Below are 20,309 nucleotides of genomic sequence, written 5' to 3'. Positions count from 1 at the left end.
CTGTCAGGACTCCTCATGGCCTGGTTCTGGTTCACGATCCCACGACAGACGCGGATCAAATGTCATCGCAGAAAACATTGTCATAATGACGACTAAAGCAAACATCAAAGCACCCATTGCAGGATAAATGTTCATTAACCCTCCCATGCGCACCAGCGCAGAGAGTACCGCAATCACAAAGACGTCGATCATTGACCAGCGACCGACAAATTCCACGACCTCATAAATTAAATGCATCCGTTCACTGTCGCGCTTGCCGTGCCCCTTGGCGTCCCAGCATAGCCAGGCAATGGCGATCATTTTCAACGTCGGCACCATAATACTGGCGATAAAGATAACCGCAGCCACCGGATACGAGCCTTCGCTCCAGATTAAAACCACCCCCTCAAGTATGGTTGACGGCAGCTTTGACCCGAGCAAATCGGTAATCATAATCGGCAAAATATTGGCAGGAAGATAAAGCATGATTGACGTAAACAGTAATGCCAACGTCCATTGCAGACTGTTTTTACGCCGCACATAGCCTTTCGTCTGACAGCGTGGGCACACCCTTTCATCAGCGGGAAGTATTGCAGTGCAGCAAGAGCAGGAACGCAGTCCCTGTCGAATACCAGGCACGCCAGGTTTTAAGGCCTGCTTTATGACAGGCATTGGCGCAATATCATCCCATAGCCAGCGACGGTCAACGCACTGAAATGCACGCAACTGTAAAACGCAAAAGAAGCACCACGGAATAAAGCTGCTGCCCACGCCGATATCGCCGTAGGCCATTAGCTTAACAAAGCTCACCAGCACGCCGGCGATGAAGATTTCTGCCATTCCCCAGCTTTTTAACTGAAACAAAATGCGCGCCAGCCATGCTTTAAGCCGCTCGGGCATCTGAACCCGGTTTACCAGTAGCAGGATCGTCAGCAGGCAAAAGGCCGGAACTAGCTGAACGAATAAGATAAAGAAGGTGCCGAGACTGGCGTAATCTTCAGAAAAGAGCACGCTGGGAATTTGCAGCAACGTCACTTCACTACTCACCCCTGCGACGTTCATATTCACAAAGGGAAAGAGGTTTGACAGCAGCAGCATAAATAGTGCGGCTAAAACATAGGCAGTGGGACGCTGCCGGGGCGCGTCCCACTCAACGGTTAACGTAGTGCCACATCGTGGACATGCCGCTTTCTGACCATGCTCAAGGCGAGGTAACGCCACCAGCATGTCACACTGCGAGCACAAAATATGCTTCGCGGCATGGTGATGTTCGCACATAGGTGCTCCTTTAATTATGCGCCATTCTTCAAAGACTCAAGATACTCCCAGCGCTCAAAGGCTTGCTCAAGTTCTTGTTCCGCTTCGTTCAAATTAGCTAACACCTGTTGCGTTTGCTCGTGAGGCTGACTGAAAAACGCGGCGTCAGCAACCTGAGCCTGTAAGGCTTCCAGCTTAGCTTCCAGTTCTTCAAGCAACGCGGGGAGCTGCTCCAGTTCGCGCTGCAGTTTATAGCTTAGTTTGCTGGTGCCGCGTTTGACAATTTCTGCTTTAGGAGCGGCTGGCTCCTCTGTTTTTTTCGCAACTGGCTGCTTAAACGCCACATACTGCGATTGCTGACTGCGCGCATCATGATAACCGCCGACATAACGACCAATTTTACCGCCGCCTTCGAAGATCCAGCATTCGGTCACGGTATTATCGACAAACTGACGGTCGTGGCTCACCAGCAGCACGGTGCCCTGGTAGCTATCAATCAACTCTTCGAGCAGTTCCAGCGTTTCGACGTCAAGATCGTTCGTTGGTTCATCGAGAATCAACAGATTGCTGGGTTTCAGGAACAAACGCGCCAATAACAGGCGATTACGTTCCCCGCCAGAGAGCGCACGTACTGGCGTCATCGCACGTTTCGGATGGAACAGGAAGTCCTGCAGGTAACCCAGCACATGGCGAGGTTTACCGTTAACCATCACCTCTTGCTTACCTTCAGCCAGGTTGTCCATCACGGTTTTATCGGGATCCAGTTCGGCGCGGTGCTGATCGAAATAGGCCACTTCCAGCTTGGTACCGACGTGAATGCGTCCGCTGTCAGCCTGAAGCTGACCTAACATCAACTTCAGCAGCGTTGTTTTGCCGCAGCCGTTAGGTCCGATTAGCGCGATCTTGTCGCTACGCTGCACCTGCGCGGAGAAATCTTTCACCAGCTGCTTTCCGTCAACCTGGTAATCCACATTCTCCATTTCGAAAACAATCTTGCCTGAACGGCTAGCCTCTTCGACTTGCATCTTCGCTGTGCCCATTACTTCGCGACGTTCGCCACGCTCGCGACGCATGGCTTTCAGTGCGCGCACGCGACCTTCGTTACGCGTACGACGCGCTTTGATACCCTGACGGATCCAGACTTCTTCCTGCGCCAACTTGCGGTCAAATTCCGCGTTTTGTAACTCTTCTACGCGCAACGCTTCTTCTTTATCCAGCAGATACTGATCGTAACTCCCCGGATAGGTCACCAGCTTGCCGCGGTCAAGATCGACAATACGCGTCGCCATATTGCGGATAAATGAACGGTCATGGGAAATGAAAATAATTGTCCCATTGAAGGTTTTCAGGAACCCTTCCAGCCAGTCGATGGTTTCAATATCCAGGTGGTTCGTCGGTTCATCCAACAGCAGCACGCGCGGGTTGCTCACTAACGCGCGGCCCAGCGCCGCCTTACGTAGCCAGCCGCCGGAAAGCGATGCCAGTTCCATGTCTGCTTCCAGGCCAAGCTGTTCCAGTACTTCATTAATACGGTTTTCCAGCTGCCACAGATTGTGGTGATCCAGCTGTTCCTGAACCTTCGCCAGTTCCTGGAGGTTTTTATCACTCGGATCGGCGATCACCAGATGCGAGATATCGTGATAACGCTTGAGGTAAACCGCCTGTTCTGCAATCCCTTCGGCGACAAAATCGTAGACGCTACCCTGCACGTTGCGCGGCGGATCCTGCTGCAGACGCGCCACAACCAGATCCTGCTCATAAATAATACGCCCATCGTCAAGACCCTGTTCACGGTTCAGGATCTTCATCAGCGTCGATTTGCCCGCGCCATTACGGCCAACCAGACAGACCCGCTCGTTATCTTCGATATGCAGTTCAGCATTATCAAGAAGCGGGGCATCGCTGAACGACAGCCATGCACCATGCATACTGATTAATGACATTTAATTTTCCTTTCAGGCTGCGGTAATCAGCCAGCAATTGTGGATCTGACGGTTACGGGCAAAGTCCTGGGAAAGCGTTTTTTGGGTGATTTCTTGTGCTTTCAATCCCAGTTCAGCCAAACCGTCGAGATCCATACGGAACCCACGTTTGTTGTTGGAGAACATGATCGTGCCGTCTTTACGCAGCAGACGTTTCAGATCTTTCATCAGCGCCAGATGATCGCGCTGCACATCAAACGAGTCTTCCATACGTTTTGAGTTAGAGAACGTCGGTGGATCGATGAAAATCAGATCAAACTGTTCATTGGCATCACGCAACCAGCCCAGGCAATCGGCCTGAATTAAACGGTGAGCGCGACCGCTCAGGCCGTTCAGACGCAGGTTGCGTTCCGCCCATTCCAGATAGGTACGCGACATATCAACCGTCGTGGTGCTACGCGCACCGCCCAATCCTGCATGTACGCTGGCGCTGCCGGTGTAGGAGAACAGGTTAAGGAAGTCCTTACCTTTACTCATCTGCCCCAGCATACGGCGCGCAATACGGTGATCGAGGAATAAACCCGTATCAAGGTAGTCAGTCAGGTTCACCCACAGGCGCGCGTTGTACTCGCTTACCTCAATGAATTCACCCTTCTCATTCATCTTCTGATACTGATTCTTGCCTTTCTGGCGTTCACGGGTTTTCAGCACCAGTTTATTGGGCGCGATTTCCAGTACTGACAGCGTTGCGGCAATAATGTCAAACAGGCGTTGACGCGCTTTTTGCGCATCAACTGTCTTCGGTGGAGCATATTCCTGAACCACGACCCAGTCACCGTAACGATCCACAGCAACGTTGTATTCCGGCAGATCAGCGTCATACAGGCGATAACATTCAATGCCTTCCTGACGCGCCCATTTTTCCAGTTTCTTGATGTTCTTGCGCAGGCGGTTAGCATAATCTTCCGCGACCGTGGCAGGCTTGCTGTCCGCGGTGGTCTCTGCAACGTGATAGTTTTTCTGCACACAATCCAGCGGGCCGTTTTTCGCCTTGAACTGCTTGTCGGCACGTAATTGCAGGCTGCTGAGCAGATCCGGAGAGGCGCTGAACAGCGACAAATTCCAGCCGCCAAACTGGTTTTTCATCGTACGGCCCAGCAAGCTGTGCAGGGCAATCAGCGCCGGTTCGCTATCCAGACGTTCGCCGTAAGGCGGGTTACTGATAACTGTCCCATACGGTCCTTTCGGCAACGGATTGCTCAGTTTGGCGACATCTTTAACGTCAAACGTCATCAGATCGGCGATACCGGCGCGGCGAGCGTTACTGCGCGCTTTTTCAATCACGCGCGCATCGCTGTCGGATCCATAAAAATGCGAGGTATAGTCAGCCAGTCCCTTACGCGCACGCACCTGCGCTTCGGCTTTAACTTCTTGCCAGACGGCTTCGTCGTGCTGCGCCCAACCGCTGAAGCCCCAGTACCCGCGGTGCAGGCCCGGCGCGCGATCGGTTGCCCACATCGCCGCTTCAATCAGCAGTGTGCCGGAACCACACATCGGATCGAGTAATGGGGTTCCCGGTTGCCAGCCAGAACGCATAACAATAGCGGCGGCCAGCGTTTCTTTAATCGGTGCCTGACCCGCGCGATCGCGATAGCCACGCTGGTGCAAACCATCACCGCTCAGATCGAGCGCAATGCTGGCGGTATCTTTGTTCAACCAGACGTTGATGCGCAAATCCGGAGATTCACGATCCACATTCGGACGCGGCATATTTTTACGGGTAAATGCATCGACAATCGCATCCTTGACCTTTAGCGCGCCGTACTGACTGTTACGAATGGTTTCGTTCAGGCCGCTAAAATGAACGGCAAACGTAGCACCAGGGTTAAATATCTCTGTCCAGTCGATTGCCTGAACGCCGAGGTACAGATCAAGATCGCTGTAGACCTTGCACTCTCCCATCGGCAGGATAATGCGCGAGGCCAGGCGACTCCACATCAGGCTCTGGTAAACAAGCCGCGTGTCGCCCTTAAAATGGACCCCACCCTGAACGACCTGACACTCCAGCGCGCCGAGGTTTTCCAGTTCAGTTTTTAACAGCTCTTCCAGCCCGCGGGCCGTACTGGCAAACAGAGAATTCATAATGTCACTTTTACTCCGAGAAAATTGCTGCGCATTATAGCTAATATGGGCTGTATGTCATAAAGTTGAAGGCTTATTTTCATTCGAGGGGCTGTACAGTGGTCACGTTAACCCGGCTTTTTATTCATCCGGTTAAATCAATGCGCGGCATTGGGCTTACGCATGCCCTGGCAGATATTAGCGGTCTCGCCTTTGATCGCATATTTATGATCACTGAACCTGACGGAACGTTCATAACCGCCCGCCAGTTCCCACAAATGGTCCGTTTTACGCCTTCCCCATTCCACGATGGGCTGCATCTTACGGCTCCAGACGGCAGCAGTGCGCTCGTACGATTTGCCGACTTCGCCACCCAGGATGCGCCAACTGAAGTATGGGGAAATCATTTTACCGCGCGCATTGCGCCAGTGGCTATTAACCAGTGGCTTAGCAGTTTTTTCTCCCGTGACGTGCAGCTACGCTGGGTCGGTCCGCAGCTGACGCGCCGTGTAAAACGACATGTTGATGTTCCTTTATCCTTCGCTGATGGTTATCCCTATCTGCTGGCCAACGAAGCATCCCTGCGCGATGTGCAACAGCGCTGTCCGGCAAGCGTCAAAATGGAACAGTTCCGCCCCAATCTGGTGGTTTCGGGAGCTGGCGCCTGGGAAGAAGATACCTGGAAAGTGATTCGTATTGGCGACGTCATTTTTGATGTTGCAAAACCCTGTAGCCGCTGTATTTTCACTACCGTTAGCCCGGAAAAAGGCCAGAAACATCCATCCGGCGAACCTCTCGCAACACTGCAAACCTTCCGTACTGCGGTAGATAACGGCGATGTCGATTTCGGCCAGAATCTTATCGCACGCAACAGTGGCGTTATTCGCGTCGGCGATGAGGTAGAGATTTTGGCAACCGGCCCCGCCAGAGCGTACGGCGCGGCGGAATCTGATGATACCGTCGCCGAGCAGCAGCCTGATGCCACGGTGCTGATTGACTGGCAGGGACAGACCTTTCGCGGAAATAATCAGCAGGTATTGCTTGAGCAGCTGGAAAACCAGGGTATCCGGGTTCCCTATTCATGCCGGGCAGGCATTTGCGGATGCTGTCGAATTCGACTGGTAGATGGCGAAGTTAGCCCGTTGAAGAAATCAGCGATAGGGGACGACGGAACGATTCTGTGCTGCAGCTGTATTCCCAAAACGGCAATCAGGCTGGAGAGCTAAACCGCCTGCTCAAGGCTGAAACTGTCAACTACTGCTTGCGGTTTCAGTCTGTCATTCATTATTTTAATCGCATCGCCAAGCTGCATCGTGCGCCCGGCGATAACCACACCAGGTTGCGCAAGCAGACAAAGCGCGGCGTTTTCACCCGGCTCAACCACTAACAGGTTTACCTGTTCATCGGTATCGCTTAAATCAACACAGGCAGCGTCACCCACGACCGGCGACCAGTTAATACCGTGCGCAACAAAGTGCCAGCTTTTCGGCATTTGCGGTTTGAGATAACGAATCGCCACCAGCGCATTGAGCACCAGTTCCGCTTTTTGTTCTTTGGCTAAATCCAGGTAGCGACATTTTTCTTCAAAGGAAAAATAAAGCGCGGCGTCATCAACACAAAAACCTGACGGAGAAAATGCATCAGGAGTGAGCATTTTACGAGCAAAACGCGAGCGGAATAACATGCCATTGGCTAAATCGAGCATCATACGATCATGCTCTTCATCATAATACCAGCGCCAGTTATCGTCGGGTTTAATTCGCATCAGTTTCTCTCCTTTCCTTAATCATCACCGTTACGACAGTATCCTTTTGCCGCTTCGTTTATTGCCCTAATAATAAAAGCTCAGAATGTTTAAATAAGCAACAGTAAAGGAATATAAAACAACCAGGGCTAGAAATAAAGCCCTGGTTTGTGATTAAGGTAGCATTCAGATATTGCTGACGATTTCTTTTATCAACGGCGGACCTTTAAAAATAAAGCCCGAATAAATCTGTACGAGGGTTGCACCAGCAGCTATTTTCTCACGTGCAGCAATCACCGAGTCGATACCACCAACACCAATAATCGGCAGCTGGCCTTTTAATTCCTGAGACAACTGGCGAATAATTTCTGTACTTTTTAATTGTAACGGTCGACCGCTCAGGCCACCCATTTGATCGCAATTTTTCATTCCTTGAACGAGAGAACGATCGAGCGTGGTGTTAGTCGCAATTACGCCATCAATATTATGACGAACTAAACTGTCAGCAACCTGGATCAGTTCTTCCACAGAAAGATCCGGCGCGATCTTTACCGCCACTGGAACATATTTATGGTGGATCGCTTGCAGATCATTTTGCTTATTTTTAATTGCCGTCAGGAGATCGTCTAGCGCCTCGCCGTATTGCAGCGAACGTAATCCCGGCGTATTCGGTGAAGAGATATTAATCGCGATATAACCCGCATAAGCATAGACTTTTTCCATACAAATCAGATAGTCATCTTTGCCGTTCTCTACTGGGGTATCTTTATTCTTACCAATATTAATCCCCAGAATACCGTCAAAATGCGATTTTTTAACATTCTCAACCAGGTTATCAACCCCGTGGTTATTAAACCCCATACGGTTGATCAAACCTTCTGCATCGACCAGACGGAACAGACGCGGTTTATCGTTACCCGGCTGAGGGCGTGGCGTCACGGTACCAATCTCAATGGAACCAAATCCCATCGCGCCGAGCGCATCAATGCACTCCCCGTCTTTATCCAGTCCGGCAGCAAGCCCGAGCGGATTCTTAAACGTTAACCCCATACAGGTAACCGGTTTTGCCGGTACTTTCTGGCGCACAAGCGCTTCAAGCGGTGTGCCGGTAATGCGACGTAATTGCTGGAATGTCAATTCATGAGCGCGCTCTGGATCGAGCTGAAAAAGGGCTTTACGAACGAAGGGGTAGTACATGAACTCTCCTGGATTCCCGGTGTGCAAACCGGGGGCGTATTATGTGCGATCGCGAGCAAAAAGGGAATTGACCTGCGGCAATAAATAGCAATCGTTTTCCTCGCCCCTGCTTTTTACACCCTAAATAATTCGAGTTGCAGGAAGGCGGCGACGCAGCAAATCCCCAGTCACGTACACCAGTACGTGACTGGGGTGAGCGAGGAAAGCCAACGCACATGCAACTTGAAGTATGACGGGTATATTTATTTTTCGACTTTTCTATCCCGTATAAATCATTTCGATAAACAAAATCTCTCTGCCAGACTGCATAAATTGTTATCAATGTTAAGTAAAAGCAAACAATTAGTTATAAGGGGAGATTAAAATTATGCGCGTCATTACTCTGGCGGGAAGCCCACGCTTTCCCTCTCGCTCCAGCGCGTTACTGGAATATGCTCGAGAAAAACTAAACGGTCATGATGTCGAAATCTTTCACTGGAACCTGCATAACTTTGCCCCGGAAGACCTGATCTATGCCCGTTTCGACAGTCCGGCGTTGAAGACATTTAGCGAACAATTGCAGGATGCAGACGGGCTGATTGTCGCCACGCCGGTCTATAAAGCCGCTTACTCTGGCGCCCTGAAAACCCTGCTCGATCTGCTCCCCGAGCGAGCGCTGGAAGGGAAAGTAGTTTTGCCGTTGGCTACCGGCGGCAGCGTGGCGCATTTGCTTGCCGTCGATTACGCGCTGAAACCGGTACTGAGCGCATTAAAGGCCCAGGAGATCCTGCACGGTGTGTTTGCCGATGATTCGCAGGTAATTGATTATCAACATAAACCTCAGTTTACGCCCAACCTTCAGCAGCGTCTGGACAGTGCGCTTGATACCTTCTGGCTGGCGTTGCATCGTCGCGACGTCCAACTTCCTCAACTGAACACCCTGCGAGGTGCCGCCCATGCTTGATCTTCTCAAGCGTCACACGTCATGGCTGGCACTGAGTGGGTTGTTGTCGCTGTCAACTCTGGGGCATGCCGCAGAATCGGCCCCCGATGCCTTGCGTATTGGTTACCAGAAAGGAAGCGTCAGTATGGTGCTGGCCAAAAGCCATCAGCTACTGGAGAAACGCTACCCGCAGACCAAAATCTCGTGGATTGAATTCCCGGCTGGGCCGCAAATGCTGGAAGCGCTCAACATCGGCAGTATCGATCTCGGCAGCACCGGTGATATTCCGCCAATTTTCGCCCAGGCTGCCGGAGCCGATCTGGTTTACGTGGGCGTCGAGCCGCCCAAGCCGAAAGCCGAAGTGATTCTGGTGCCGAAAAATAGCCCGATCCAGAGCGTAGCGCAGCTTAAAGGACATAAAGTCGCCTTCCAGAAAGGGTCCAGCGCCCACAATTTACTGCTCCGGGCGCTGCAACAGGCTGGACTGAAACTTACCGATATTCAACCGATCTATCTGACTCCCGCCGACGCGCGAGCAGCCTTTCAGCAAGGAAACGTTGATGCATGGGCTATCTGGGACCCCTATTATTCCGCCGCGTTACTGCAAGGTGATGTACGTGTGCTAAAAGACGGCTCAGACCTCAAGCAAACCGGTTCGTTTTATCTCGCCGCCCGTCCCTATGCCGAGAAAAATGGCGCATTTGTTCTTGGCGTACTGGATACCTTTAGCCAGGCCGATGCGTTAACCCTCAGCCAGCGCCAGCAAAGTATTACCCTGCTGGCCAAAACCATGGGACTGCCAGAACCGGTGATTGCGTCTTATCTGGATCACCGTCCGCCAACCACCATTGTGCCAGTCAACGCCTCTGTTGCAGCCCTGCAACAACAAACCGCCGATCTGTTTTATGACAACCGTCTGGTGCCGAAAAAAATCGATATTCGCCAGCGTATCTGGCAACCCACTCAGCAGGCAGGAGAAAAATTATGAGTCTGAACATGTTTTGGTTTTTACCCACCCATGGTGACGGTCATTATCTTGGAACGGAAGAGGGTTCGCGCCCTGTCGATCACGGTTATCTGCAACAAATCGCGCAAACGGCCGATCGTCTTGGGTTTACCGGCGTTCTGATTCCAACTGGTCGCTCTTGCGAAGATGCCTGGCTGGTCGCCGCCTCGATGATCCCGGTCACCCAGCGATTAAAGTTTCTGGTCGCGCTGCGTCCAAGCGTTACCTCGCCAACGGTTGCCGCACGTCAGGCTGCAACGCTCGACAGACTCTCAAATGGCCGGGCGTTATTTAACCTGGTGACCGGCAGCGATCCACAGGAGCTGGCAGGCGACGGCGTGTTCCTCGATCACACCGAGCGCTATGAAGCCTCTGCTGAATTTACTCAGGTCTGGCGGCGCTTGCTGCAAGGTGAAACGGTGGATTTCAACGGCAAACATATTCACGTTCGCGGCGCGAAGCTGTTTTTCCCTCCCGTACAACAACCCCAACCACCGCTTTATTTCGGCGGCTCGTCTGATGTCGCACAAGATCTTGCTGCAGAACAGGTTGATCTCTACCTGACCTGGGGCGAGCCGCCCGAACAGGTGAAAGCGAAGATTGAACAGGTGCGGGCCAAAGCAGCGGCGCTTGGGCGCAAGATCCGCTTCGGTATTCGTCTGCATGTGATCGTACGAGAGACAACGCACGAGGCATGGCAGGCAGCGGATCGTCTGATAGCCCATCTGGATGACGACACCATCGCCAAAGCCCAGGCCGCCTTCTCAAAAACGGATTCGGTTGGTCAGCATCGAATGGCTGCACTGCACAACGGTAAACGCGACAAACTGGAAATTAGCCCGAACCTGTGGGCAGGGGTAGGACTGGTACGCGGTGGCGCAGGGACCGCACTGGTTGGAGATGGTCCTACGGTCGCAGCACGTATTAACGAGTATGCCGCGCTGGGCATCGACAGCTTTGTGCTGTCCGGCTATCCGCATCTGGAAGAAGCGTACAAGGTTGGTGAGCTGCTGTTCCCGCATCTGGATGTCGCGATACCAGAAATTCCGCAACCGCAGCGCCTGCAACAGCAAGGAGAAGCGGTTGCAAACGAATTCATCCCGCGCAAAGTCGCACAAAGCTAAGGAGCGGCTAATGGCAACGACGAAAAACAGATGGTTATTGCGCCTCGCGCCCTGGTTTTTACCGGTAGGTCTGGTGGCGCTCTGGCAGCTCGCATCATCAATGGGCTGGCTGTCCAACCGCATACTACCCTCTCCGGAGGGTGTTATCGAAGCCTTCTGGACGCTTTCCGCCAGCGGCGAGCTTTGGCAGCATCTGGCCATCAGTTCCTGGCGCGCGCTGATCGGATTCTCCATCGGTGGATCGATTGGCCTGACGCTGGGACTGATCAGCGGTCTTTCGCGTTGGGGAGAACGCCTGCTGGATACCTCGGTGCAGATGCTGCGTAACGTACCGCATCTGGCGCTGATCCCGCTGGTGATTTTGTGGTTCGGCATTGATGAATCCGCCAAGATCTTTCTCGTTGCGTTGGGCACGCTGTTCCCGATTTACATCAACACCTGGCATGGGATCCGTAATATCGATCGTGGGCTGGTAGAAATGGCGCGTAGCTATGGGTTGTCCGGCTTTTCACTGTTTGTTCATGTCATCCTCCCTGGCGCCCTGCCCTCAATTATGGTCGGTGTGCGTTTCGCTCTCGGGCTGATGTGGCTGACGCTTATCGTCGCAGAAACCATTTCAGCCAATGCCGGTATTGGCTACCTGGCGATGAACGCCCGCGAATTTCTGCAAACCGATGTGGTCGTGGTGGCCATTATTCTCTACGCCTTACTCGGCAAACTTGCCGACGTCAGCGCCCAATTGCTGGAGCGAGTCTGGCTGCGCTGGCACCCGGCTTACCATATAAAGGAGGCTACCGTATGAATACCGCTCGCTTGAACCAGGGTACGCCGCTGTTGCTGAGCGCCGTGACAAAACAATACGCCGCTAATACGGTGCTCAATCAGTTAGATTTGCATATACAGGCCGGGCAGTTCGTTGCCGTGGTTGGCCGCAGCGGTGGTGGTAAAAGCACGTTGCTGCGTCTGCTGGCAGGGTTGGAGTCGCCCACCTCAGGCGCATTACTTGCCGGAACCACCCCACTGGCGGAAATTCAGGATGATACGCGTATGATGTTTCAGGATGCGCGTCTGCTACCATGGAAGACGGTTATCGATAACGTCGGTCTGGGTCTGAAAGGTCACTGGCACAATGCGGCCCGAGATGCGCTGGCCGCCGTTGGACTGGAGAATCGTGCTCAGGAGTGGCCCGCAGCGCTTTCTGGCGGACAAAAACAGCGCGTGGCCCTGGCCCGGGCATTAATTCATCGCCCTGGTCTGCTGCTGCTGGATGAACCCCTCGGCGCACTGGATGCCTTAACCCGCCTTGAAATGCAGGAGCTGATCGTCTCTTTATGGCAAGAGCACGGCTTTACCGTACTGTTGGTCACCCATGACGTCAGCGAAGCGGTAGCAATGGCCGATCGCGTTTTGCTGATTGAGGACGGAAAAATCGGGCTGGATTTAACGGTGGATATTGCACGACCTCGCCGGATTGGTTCCGTGCGTTTGACAGAACTGGAAGCCGAGGTGTTGAACCGGGTGATGCAGCGTGGCGACAATGAAGTTCAGCTACGCAAGCAAGGTTAAAAATGCCGGATGGCGCTACCGCTTATCCGGCCTACGCGTGAATGGTAGGCCGGACCCATCCGGCAATATTATCAGGCTAACGCTTTAGAGATCTTTTCGAACAGATCGCCTGACAGATTCTCCAGACCTTTCAGCTGTTCCAGCGCCGCACGCATCTTCGCCTGACGTTTTGCATCATAACGTTTTAAGCGAATCAGCGGCTCAATCAGGCGTGACGCCACCTGCGGGTTACGGCTGTTGAGCTCAGTCAGCATGTCAACCAGGAACTGATAACCGCTACCATCTTCCGCATGGAATGCTGCCGGGTTGCTGCCCGCGAAGGCACCGATCAGAGAACGGATGCGGTTTGGGTTACTCATGCTAAAAGAGCGATGCTTCAACAGGCCGCGTACCGTTTCCAGTACGTTTCTAGCCGGGCTGGTGGATTGCAGGATAAACCATTTATCCATCACCAGACCGTCATGGTGCCACTTATTGTCATACTCCTGCATCAACGCGTCACGACAAGGAAGCTGCGCAGCGACTGCCGCGGATAGCGCCGCCAGCGCATCGGTCATATTGTTCGCTTCACGGTACTGCTTGCTTACCAGCGTGTCAGCCAGATGGGTTTCGCCAAAGGCCAGGAATCGCAGGCAGGCGTTACGCAGCGTACGCTTGCCAATATCGGCATGCTCAACGCGGTACTCATCAAGATGATTAGCGTTATAGATGGCGAGGAATTCATCCGCCAGTTCGGCCGCCAACGTGCGGGTTAACGCTTCGCGTACTTCGGTTATCGCCACCGGATCAATGATGTCGAACAGTTCGGCAATTTCATTTACTGAAGGCAGCGTCAGGATCTCTGCCGCCAGCGCCGGATCGATTTTCTCATCCAGCAAAACTGCGCGGAATGCATCGGCCACGTGTACCGGCAGCGACAGCGGCTGTCCCTGCTGATGGCGGGCAACGTTGAGCTTAATGTAGGTCGCCAGCAGGCTTTGCGCCGCGTCCCAACGAGAGAAATCATTACGCGCGTGACGCATCAGGAAAGTCAGTTGCTGATCGCTCCATTTATATTCCAGTTTTACCGGCGCGGAGAATTCGCACAGCAGCGCCGGAACCGGCTGGAAGTAGACGTTATCAAAGACAAACGTCTGCTCTGCCTGGGTGACGTTGAGTACGGAATTCACCGGGTGCCCGCCTTTTTGTAGCGGGATCACTTTCCCTTCGTTGTCATACAACTCGAGAGCGAATGGAATATGCAGCGGTTGTTTTTCAGCCTGATCCGGCGTGGCCGGCGTGCGCTGGCTAATGGTCAGCGTGTACTGTTCAGTTGATGGGTTATAGTCATCACGCACGGTCAGAATCGGCGTACCGGACTGACTGTACCAGCGGCGGAAATGGGAGAGATCAACGTTAGACGCATCTTCCATCGCCTGCACAAAATCATCACAGGTTGCAGCGCTACCGTCGTGACGCTCAAAGTACAGCTGCATCCCTTTCTGGAAGTTAGCCTCACCCAGCAGGGTGTGGATCATACGAATCACTTCCGCACCCTTCTCGTACACGGTCAGGGTATAGAAGTTGTTCATTTCGATGACCATATCCGGGCGGATAGGATGCGCCATCGGGCTGGCGTCCTCAGCAAACTGCAGGCCGCGCATGGTACGCACATTGCTGATGCGGTTTACCGCACGTGAACCGAGATCGGAACTGAACTCCTGATCGCGGAACACAGTTAAACCCTCTTTCAGGCTCAACTGGAACCAGTCGCGACAGGTCACGCGGTTGCCGGTCCAGTTATGGAAATATTCGTGACCGATGACGCGCTCAATATCGAGGTAATCTTTGTCGGTGGCGGTATCGGTACGCGCCAGCACGTATTTGGAGTTAAAGATGTTCAGACCTTTATTCTCCATCGCGCCCATGTTGAAGAAATCCACAGCGACAATCATATAGATGTCGAGGTCATACTCGAGGCCAAAGCGCTCTTCATCCCATTTCATGGAGTTTTTCAGCGAGGTCATCGCCCATGGCGCGCGGTCCAGGTTACCGCGATCGACGTACAGTTCCAGTGCCACTTCACGCCCTGAGCGGGTAGTAAAAGTATCGCGCAGGACGTCAAAATCACCGGCCACCAGCGCAAATAAATAGCACGGTTTCGGGAATGGATCCTGCCACTGTACCCAGTGACGACCATTTTCCAGTTCACCCTGCGCCACGCGGTTACCGTTGGAGAGCAGGAACGGATATTGCGTTTTATCGGCGATTATTTTGGTAGTAAAACGCGCCAGCACGTCCGGGCGATCAAGATACCAGGTAATATGGCGGAAACCTTCTGCTTCGCACTGGGTACACAGCGCATCGCCTGACTTGTACAGCCCTTCCAGCGCGGTATTCGCCGCTGGGCTAATTTCATTCACGATACGCAGCGTAAAACGTTCCGGCAGTTGATTGATGACCAGAGCGCCCTCTTCTTCTCTATACTCTGTCCACAGCTCGTCGTTTACGTGGATCGACACCAGGGTCAGATCTTCGCCATTCAGGCGCAGGGGCGCGTCGGACGCGCCATGACGGACAACCTGGCTCACTGCGGTGACCACGGTTTTTTCAGCATCCAGGTCAAAGGTCAAATCAATATCAGTAATCTGGTAATCCGGCGCACGATAGTCGTGACGGTATTTGGCTTGTGGCTGTTGTGTCATAAAAAAACCTTTAGCATCTTTAATAGAGTCTCGGCTTCAGTCTATTCCTGTTGCGTAAATCGCGCTACGCAGAATGTTCATCTTTTCAGGCACAAACACCCTTTTTGCTACATTTTTATAACACGTGGCACGAATTGCCCTCGACCAGAAAGAGAGCTTATGGTGTGATCGGGGTTCAATAAATCGCTAAACAGGGTATACTCCAGCGGTTTTCTTAGTTGTTTATTGTACTAAACGCTCCCGTGAGAGGATGCTACTGCGCACCTATGACACAATTCGCTTCTCCTGTTCTGCACTCGCTGCTGGATACAGACGCTTATAAGTTGCATATGCAGCAAGCCGTTTTTCACCACTACTATGACGTACAAGTAGCGGCTGAATTTCGTTGCCGTGGCGATGACCTGCTCGGTATTTATGCCGATTCTATTCGTGAGCAGGTGAATGCTATGCAGCACCTGCGACTGCAGGAGGATGAGTACCAGTGGCTCTCCGGCCTGCCTTTCTTTAAAGCTGATTACCTCACCTGGTTACGTGATTTCCGCTATAACCCGGAACAGGTTTGCGTCACCAATGATAACGGTAAGCTAAACATCCGCTTAACCGGTCCGTGGCGTGAAGTGATCATGTGGGAAGTCCCGCTGTTAGCGGTGATTAGCGAACTGGTACACCGTTACCGCTCACCTGAATCAGGCGTCCCGCAGGCACTCGATGAGCTGGAAAGCAAACTAGTAGAATTCTCTGCTTTAACGAAAGATGTCGATATGTCCCGCTTCCATTTGATGGATTTCGGTACGCGTCGTCGTTTTTCGTGCGAAGTACAGCAGGCTATCGTTAAACGCCTGCAGCAAGAGCCCTGGTTTGTCGGCACCAGTAACTACGATCTGGCCCGCCGTCTGTCATTAACCCCAATGGGTACGCAGGCGCATGAGTGGTTCCAGGCTCATCAGCAAATCAGTCCTGAACTAGCCACCAGCCAACGTGTAGCCCTGGCCGCCTGGTTAAATGAGTATCCTGATCAACTCGGCATTGCATTGACCGATTGCATCACCATGGACGCATTTTTACGCGACTTTGGCGTTGAGTTTGCGACCCGCTACCAGGGATTACGCCATGACTCAGGCGATCCGGTGGAATGGGGTGAAAAAGCCATCGCCCATTATGAAAAACTGGGTATTGATCCGCTGAGCAAAACGCTGGTCTTTTCAGATAACCTCGATCTGAAAAAAGCGATTGAACTCTACCGCCACTTCTCTTCCCGCGTACAGTTGAGTTTTGGTATTGGGACACGGCTAACATGCGACATTCCACAGGTTAAGCCGCTTAATATCGTAATTAAGCTGGTGGAATGTAACGGCAAACCAGTGGCGAAGTTATCTGACAGCCCGGGTAAAACCATCTGCCACGATAAAGCATTTGTTCGTGCACTGCGCAAAGCCTTCGATCTCCCGCATATTAAAAAAGCCAGTTAATCCTTCCAGGGAGCCATTTTGGCTCCCTTATTCGCGTTTATTTCCGAAATCTTTCACTCCAGCTACGAATTCTGCTTGTCTGATTGCAGATGCCAGGTAACATAGGTATCCCCCCCATTATGGGTGGACATGTGTTTATATATCCGACTATTAACAGAGAGAATATTATGAGCGTTGTGCCTGTAGCCGACGTACTCCAGGGCCGCGTAGCCGTTGACAGCGAAGTCACCGTGCGCGGATGGGTGCGTACCCGCCGAGATTCAAAAGCTGGCATCTCCTTCCTCGCCGTTTATGACGGTTCCTGCTTTGATCCTGTACAGGCCGTCATCAATAATTCTCTGCCCAATTACAATCAGGACGTACTGCGCCTGACGACGGGTTGTTCAGTTATCGTAACGGGTAAAGTCGTTGCATCACCTGGACAAGGACAGAGCTTTGAAATTCAGGCCACTGAAGTTGAAGTCGCGGGCTGGGTTGAAGATCCTGATACCTACCCAATGGCGGCTAAGCGTCACAGCATCGAGTATCTGCGTGAAGTGGCGCATATGCGTCCGCGCACCAATATGATTGGTGCGGTAGCGCGCGTACGTCATACGCTGGCGCAAGCGCTGCATCGCTTCTTCCACGAGCAGGGTTTCTTTTGGGTATCGACTCCGCTGATCACCGCTTCCGATACGGAAGGTGCCGGTGAAATGTTCCGTGTTTCTACACTGGATCTGGAAAACCTGCCGCGTAACGATCAGGGTAAAGTCGATTTCGATAAAGACTTCTTTGGTAAGGAAGCGTTCCTGACCGTTTCCGGTCAGTTGAACGGTGAAACCTACGCCTGCGCTCTGTCCAAAATTTATACCTTTGGCCCGACGTTCCGTGCAGAAAACTCTAACACCAGTCGTCACCTGGCAGAGTTCTGGATGCTGGAACCAGAAGTGGCGTTCGCTGACCTGAACGATGTTGCAGGCCTGGCTGAAGCGATGCTGAAATACGCGTTCAAAGCCGTACTGGCAGAGCGTGCGGATGATATGAAATTCTTCGCTGAACGTGTCGACAAGGACGCGATTTCACGCCTGGAACGTTTCATTGACGCTGACTTCGCGCAGGTGGATTACACCGACGCGGTAAGCATTCTGGAAAAATGCGGCAAACAGTTTGAAAACCCGGTTTACTGGGGTGTGGATCTGTCTTCCGAGCATGAACGTTATCTTGCTGAAGAGCACTTTAAAGCGCCGGTGGTGGTGAAAAACTACCCGAAAGATATCAAAGCGTTTTATATGCGCCTTAACGAAGACGGTAAAACTGTTGCTGCAATGGACGTTCTGGCTCCTGGAATCGGCGAAATCATCGGTGGTTCTCAGCGTGAAGAGCGTCTGGACGTGCTGGATGCCCGTATGCTGGAAATGGGTCTGAACAAAGAGGATTACTGGTGGTATCGCGACCTGCGTCGCTACGGTACCGTTCCGCATTCCGGCTTCGGATTGGGCTTCGAGCGTCTGATCGCTTACGTCACCGGTGTGCAAAACGTCCGTGATGTTATTCCGTTCCCGCGTACTCCGCGTAACGCCACCTTCTAAACGTGCGTTATTGTTTCAAAGGCCAGCATTGCTGGCCTTTTTTATACCCTTTTCATGTTATCTGGATACCCATCTCACGTTAAACACAACCATTCAATCCCCTCCACCTGTTACGTAATATTTCATCGCAATACATTTGCACAAAAAATAACCAGTAATTTTATTGTGGATTAGCATTTTCTGATTAAATAGTACATTTTTTAGCCTTTCGCACGGCACTCCAGACGTCCAAAAATCGTTATCTGTAAAATCCAAACTTTCCGGTATTACGGAGAAAAAATAACCTTAGCAAAATTAAATATAAGAAAATCATATAAATAGAAATAAAAACGAGAATTTTCAGCTCAAGGGTATCCGAAGTTTGACGCTGTTCACAAAGTTGCACAAAAATAACATTTTGTTACACATTTTTTCTTTTTGAAACCAAATCTTTATATTTGTAGCACTTTGACGGTAGCGAAACGGTAGTTTGAATGGAAAGATGCCTGTCAGACACATAAAGACACCAAACTCTCATCAATAGTTCCGTAAATTTTCATTGACGGAATTTATTGGCGGCAGTGGCAGGTGTCATATAAAAACCGATGAGGGTAATAAATAATGATGAAGCGCAATATTCTGGCAGTGGTTATCCCTGCTCTGCTGGTAGCCGGGGCAGCTAACGCTGCAGAAGTTTACAACAAAGATGGTAACAAGCTGGATGTATACGGTAAAACCGTAGGTCTGCACTATTTTTCTGATAACGCTGGCAACGATGGCGATCAGACTTATGCCCGTCTTGGTTTCAAAGGGGAAACTTAGATTAATTCCGATCTGTCCGGTTACGGTCAGTGGGAATACAACTTTGCCGGTAACAACTCTGAAGGCGGCAGCGACGCTCAGAACGGTAACAAAACCCGTCTGGCATTTGCTGGTCTGAAATATGCCGATCTGGGCTCTTTCGACTACGGTCGTAACTACGGTATCGTTTACGATGCCCTGGGTTACACCGATATGCTGCCAGAATTTGGTGGTGATACTGCGTACAGCGACAACTTCTTCGTTGGCCGTGTAGGTGGTGTTGCGACCTACCGTAACTCTAACTTCTTCGGTCTGGTTGACGGCCTGAACTTCGGTATCCAGTATCTGGGTAAAAACGAGCGTGATGGCAATACCGGCCGTTCTAACGGCGACGGCGTTGGCGGTTCTGTAAGCTACGAAATGGATGGCTTCGGTATCGTTGGTGCTTACGGTGCAGCTGACCGTACCAACGCGCAGGAAAACTCTTTCTACGCTAACGGTGGCAAAAAAGCTGAGCAGTGGGCAACCGGCCTGAAGTACGATGCTAACAACATCTACCTGGCAGCGAACTACGGTGAAACCCGTAACGCAACCCGCCTCTCCACTACCCAGAATGGCGTGACCACCAGCGGCTTCGCCAACAAAACGCAAGATTTCTTTGTTGTCGCTCAGTACCAGTTCGATTTCGGTCTGCGCCCGTCCATCTCCTACAACAAATCTAAAGCGAAAGACGTAGAAGGTGTAGGCAACGAAGATCTGGTGAACTACATTGAAGTAGGCGCAACCTACTACTTCAACAAAAACATGTCCACCTATGTTGACTACCAGATCAACCAGATCGATTCTGACAACAAACTGGGTGTGAACTCTGACGACACCGTAGCACTCGGTATCGTTTACCAGTTCTAATAGCAGACCTCTTTGTTAAATGCCTTAAAAACAGGACTTCGGTCCTGTTTTTTTATATCTG

Annotated in this window: 14 protein-coding genes and 1 pseudogene; 9 read left to right on the top strand and 6 right to left on the bottom strand. The window is 51.9% G+C overall.

Features of this window, described 5'->3' with window-relative positions; all coding sequences use genetic code 11:
* Positions 1 to 3 precede the first annotated feature (3 nt).
* The 3 genes from pqiA to rlmKL are packed head-to-tail and all read right to left on the bottom strand — an operon-like array spanning position 4 to position 5,300.
* Positions 4 to 1,257 carry a membrane integrity-associated transporter subunit PqiA gene (gene pqiA / locus E6P06_RS12040; RefSeq protein ID WP_139935271.1) on the bottom strand — a complete coding sequence of 418 codons (1,254 nt, stop codon included), beginning with the start codon at positions 1,255 to 1,257 and terminating at the stop codon, positions 4 to 6.
* A 14-nt stretch (positions 1,258 to 1,271) separates the two neighbouring features.
* On the bottom strand, positions 1,272 to 3,179 hold the full coding sequence (locus E6P06_RS12035) for an ABC transporter ATP-binding protein (protein ID WP_003836846.1): 1,908 nt from the start codon (positions 3,177 to 3,179) through the stop codon (positions 1,272 to 1,274).
* A 12-nt stretch (positions 3,180 to 3,191) separates the two neighbouring features.
* Positions 3,192 to 5,300, bottom strand: a complete 2,109-nt coding sequence (gene rlmKL, locus E6P06_RS12030) for a bifunctional 23S rRNA (guanine(2069)-N(7))-methyltransferase RlmK/23S rRNA (guanine(2445)-N(2))-methyltransferase RlmL (protein WP_003831977.1) — start codon at positions 5,298 to 5,300, stop codon at positions 3,192 to 3,194.
* Between the two features lie 98 nt (positions 5,301 to 5,398).
* Between rlmKL and E6P06_RS12025 the strand changes: the two genes are divergently transcribed.
* Positions 5,399 to 6,505 (top strand): YcbX family protein, encoded by a 1,107-nt coding sequence (locus E6P06_RS12025; RefSeq protein ID WP_071667290.1) that lies wholly within the window; start codon positions 5,399 to 5,401, stop codon positions 6,503 to 6,505.
* Here the strand turns inward: E6P06_RS12025 and zapC are convergent.
* Positions 6,502 to 7,044 carry a cell division protein ZapC gene (gene zapC / locus E6P06_RS12020; RefSeq protein WP_003035852.1) on the bottom strand — a complete coding sequence of 181 codons (543 nt, stop codon included), beginning with the start codon at positions 7,042 to 7,044 and terminating at the stop codon, positions 6,502 to 6,504. The two genes, E6P06_RS12025 and zapC, sit on opposite strands and share 4 nt — an antisense overlap.
* Before the next feature lie 165 nt (positions 7,045 to 7,209).
* Positions 7,210 to 8,220: a quinone-dependent dihydroorotate dehydrogenase gene (gene pyrD / locus E6P06_RS12015; protein WP_139935270.1), complete on the bottom strand. Its 1,011-nt coding sequence runs from the start codon at positions 8,218 to 8,220 to the stop codon at positions 7,210 to 7,212.
* 367 nt (positions 8,221 to 8,587) lie between these two features.
* On the opposite strand from pyrD, the gene ssuE reads away from it, so the two are divergent.
* The 5 genes from ssuE to ssuB are packed head-to-tail and all read left to right on the top strand — an operon-like array spanning position 8,588 to position 12,838.
* Positions 8,588 to 9,163 carry an NADPH-dependent FMN reductase gene (gene ssuE / locus E6P06_RS12010; RefSeq protein WP_139935269.1) on the top strand — a complete coding sequence of 192 codons (576 nt, stop codon included), beginning with the start codon at positions 8,588 to 8,590 and terminating at the stop codon, positions 9,161 to 9,163.
* Positions 9,156 to 10,130, top strand: a complete 975-nt coding sequence (locus E6P06_RS12005) for a sulfonate ABC transporter substrate-binding protein (RefSeq protein WP_139935268.1) — start codon at positions 9,156 to 9,158, stop codon at positions 10,128 to 10,130. Before ssuE ends, E6P06_RS12005 begins: the two co-directional genes overlap by 8 nt.
* A complete protein-coding gene (gene ssuD / locus E6P06_RS12000; protein ID WP_087879483.1) occupies positions 10,127 to 11,272 on the top strand; it encodes an FMNH2-dependent alkanesulfonate monooxygenase in 1,146 nt (381 codons plus the stop codon). Before E6P06_RS12005 ends, ssuD begins: the two co-directional genes overlap by 4 nt.
* 10 nt (positions 11,273 to 11,282) lie before the next feature.
* On the top strand, positions 11,283 to 12,074 hold the full coding sequence (gene ssuC, locus E6P06_RS11995; RefSeq protein WP_003035843.1) for an aliphatic sulfonate ABC transporter permease SsuC: 792 nt from the start codon (positions 11,283 to 11,285) through the stop codon (positions 12,072 to 12,074).
* Positions 12,071 to 12,838 carry an aliphatic sulfonates ABC transporter ATP-binding protein gene (ssuB, locus tag E6P06_RS11990; RefSeq protein ID WP_003035840.1) on the top strand — a complete coding sequence of 256 codons (768 nt, stop codon included), beginning with the start codon at positions 12,071 to 12,073 and terminating at the stop codon, positions 12,836 to 12,838. Before ssuC ends, ssuB begins: the two co-directional genes overlap by 4 nt.
* A gap of 71 nt (positions 12,839 to 12,909) precedes the next feature.
* On the opposite strand, the gene pepN is transcribed toward ssuB, so the two are convergent.
* On the bottom strand, positions 12,910 to 15,522 hold the full coding sequence (pepN, locus tag E6P06_RS11985) for an aminopeptidase N (protein WP_003035838.1): 2,613 nt from the start codon (positions 15,520 to 15,522) through the stop codon (positions 12,910 to 12,912).
* A gap of 266 nt (positions 15,523 to 15,788) precedes the next feature.
* Between pepN and pncB the strand changes: the two genes are divergently transcribed.
* The 3 genes and pseudogenes from pncB to ompF all read left to right on the top strand — a co-directional run bounded on the left by pncB (position 15,789) and on the right by ompF (position 20,248).
* A complete protein-coding gene (gene pncB, locus E6P06_RS11980) occupies positions 15,789 to 16,991 on the top strand; it encodes a nicotinate phosphoribosyltransferase (RefSeq protein WP_139935267.1) in 1,203 nt (400 codons plus the stop codon).
* A gap of 167 nt (positions 16,992 to 17,158) precedes the next feature.
* Positions 17,159 to 18,559: an asparagine--tRNA ligase gene (gene asnS, locus E6P06_RS11975; RefSeq protein WP_003035832.1), complete on the top strand. Its 1,401-nt coding sequence runs from the start codon at positions 17,159 to 17,161 to the stop codon at positions 18,557 to 18,559.
* Positions 18,560 to 19,159: 600 nt separating this feature from the next.
* Positions 19,160 to 20,248 (top strand): annotated as a pseudogene (gene ompF, locus E6P06_RS11970) (porin OmpF).
* The last annotated feature ends 61 nt before the right edge of the window (positions 20,249 to 20,309 follow it).

Origin of the sequence: Citrobacter sp. CF971 (genome assembly GCF_006385635.1) — a bacterium.
GTDB classification, from domain to species: Bacteria; Pseudomonadota; Gammaproteobacteria; order Enterobacterales; family Enterobacteriaceae; genus Citrobacter; species Citrobacter freundii.
Note: the sequence above shows the minus strand (reverse complement) of the source record. Positions and strands in the feature narration are given on the sequence as shown.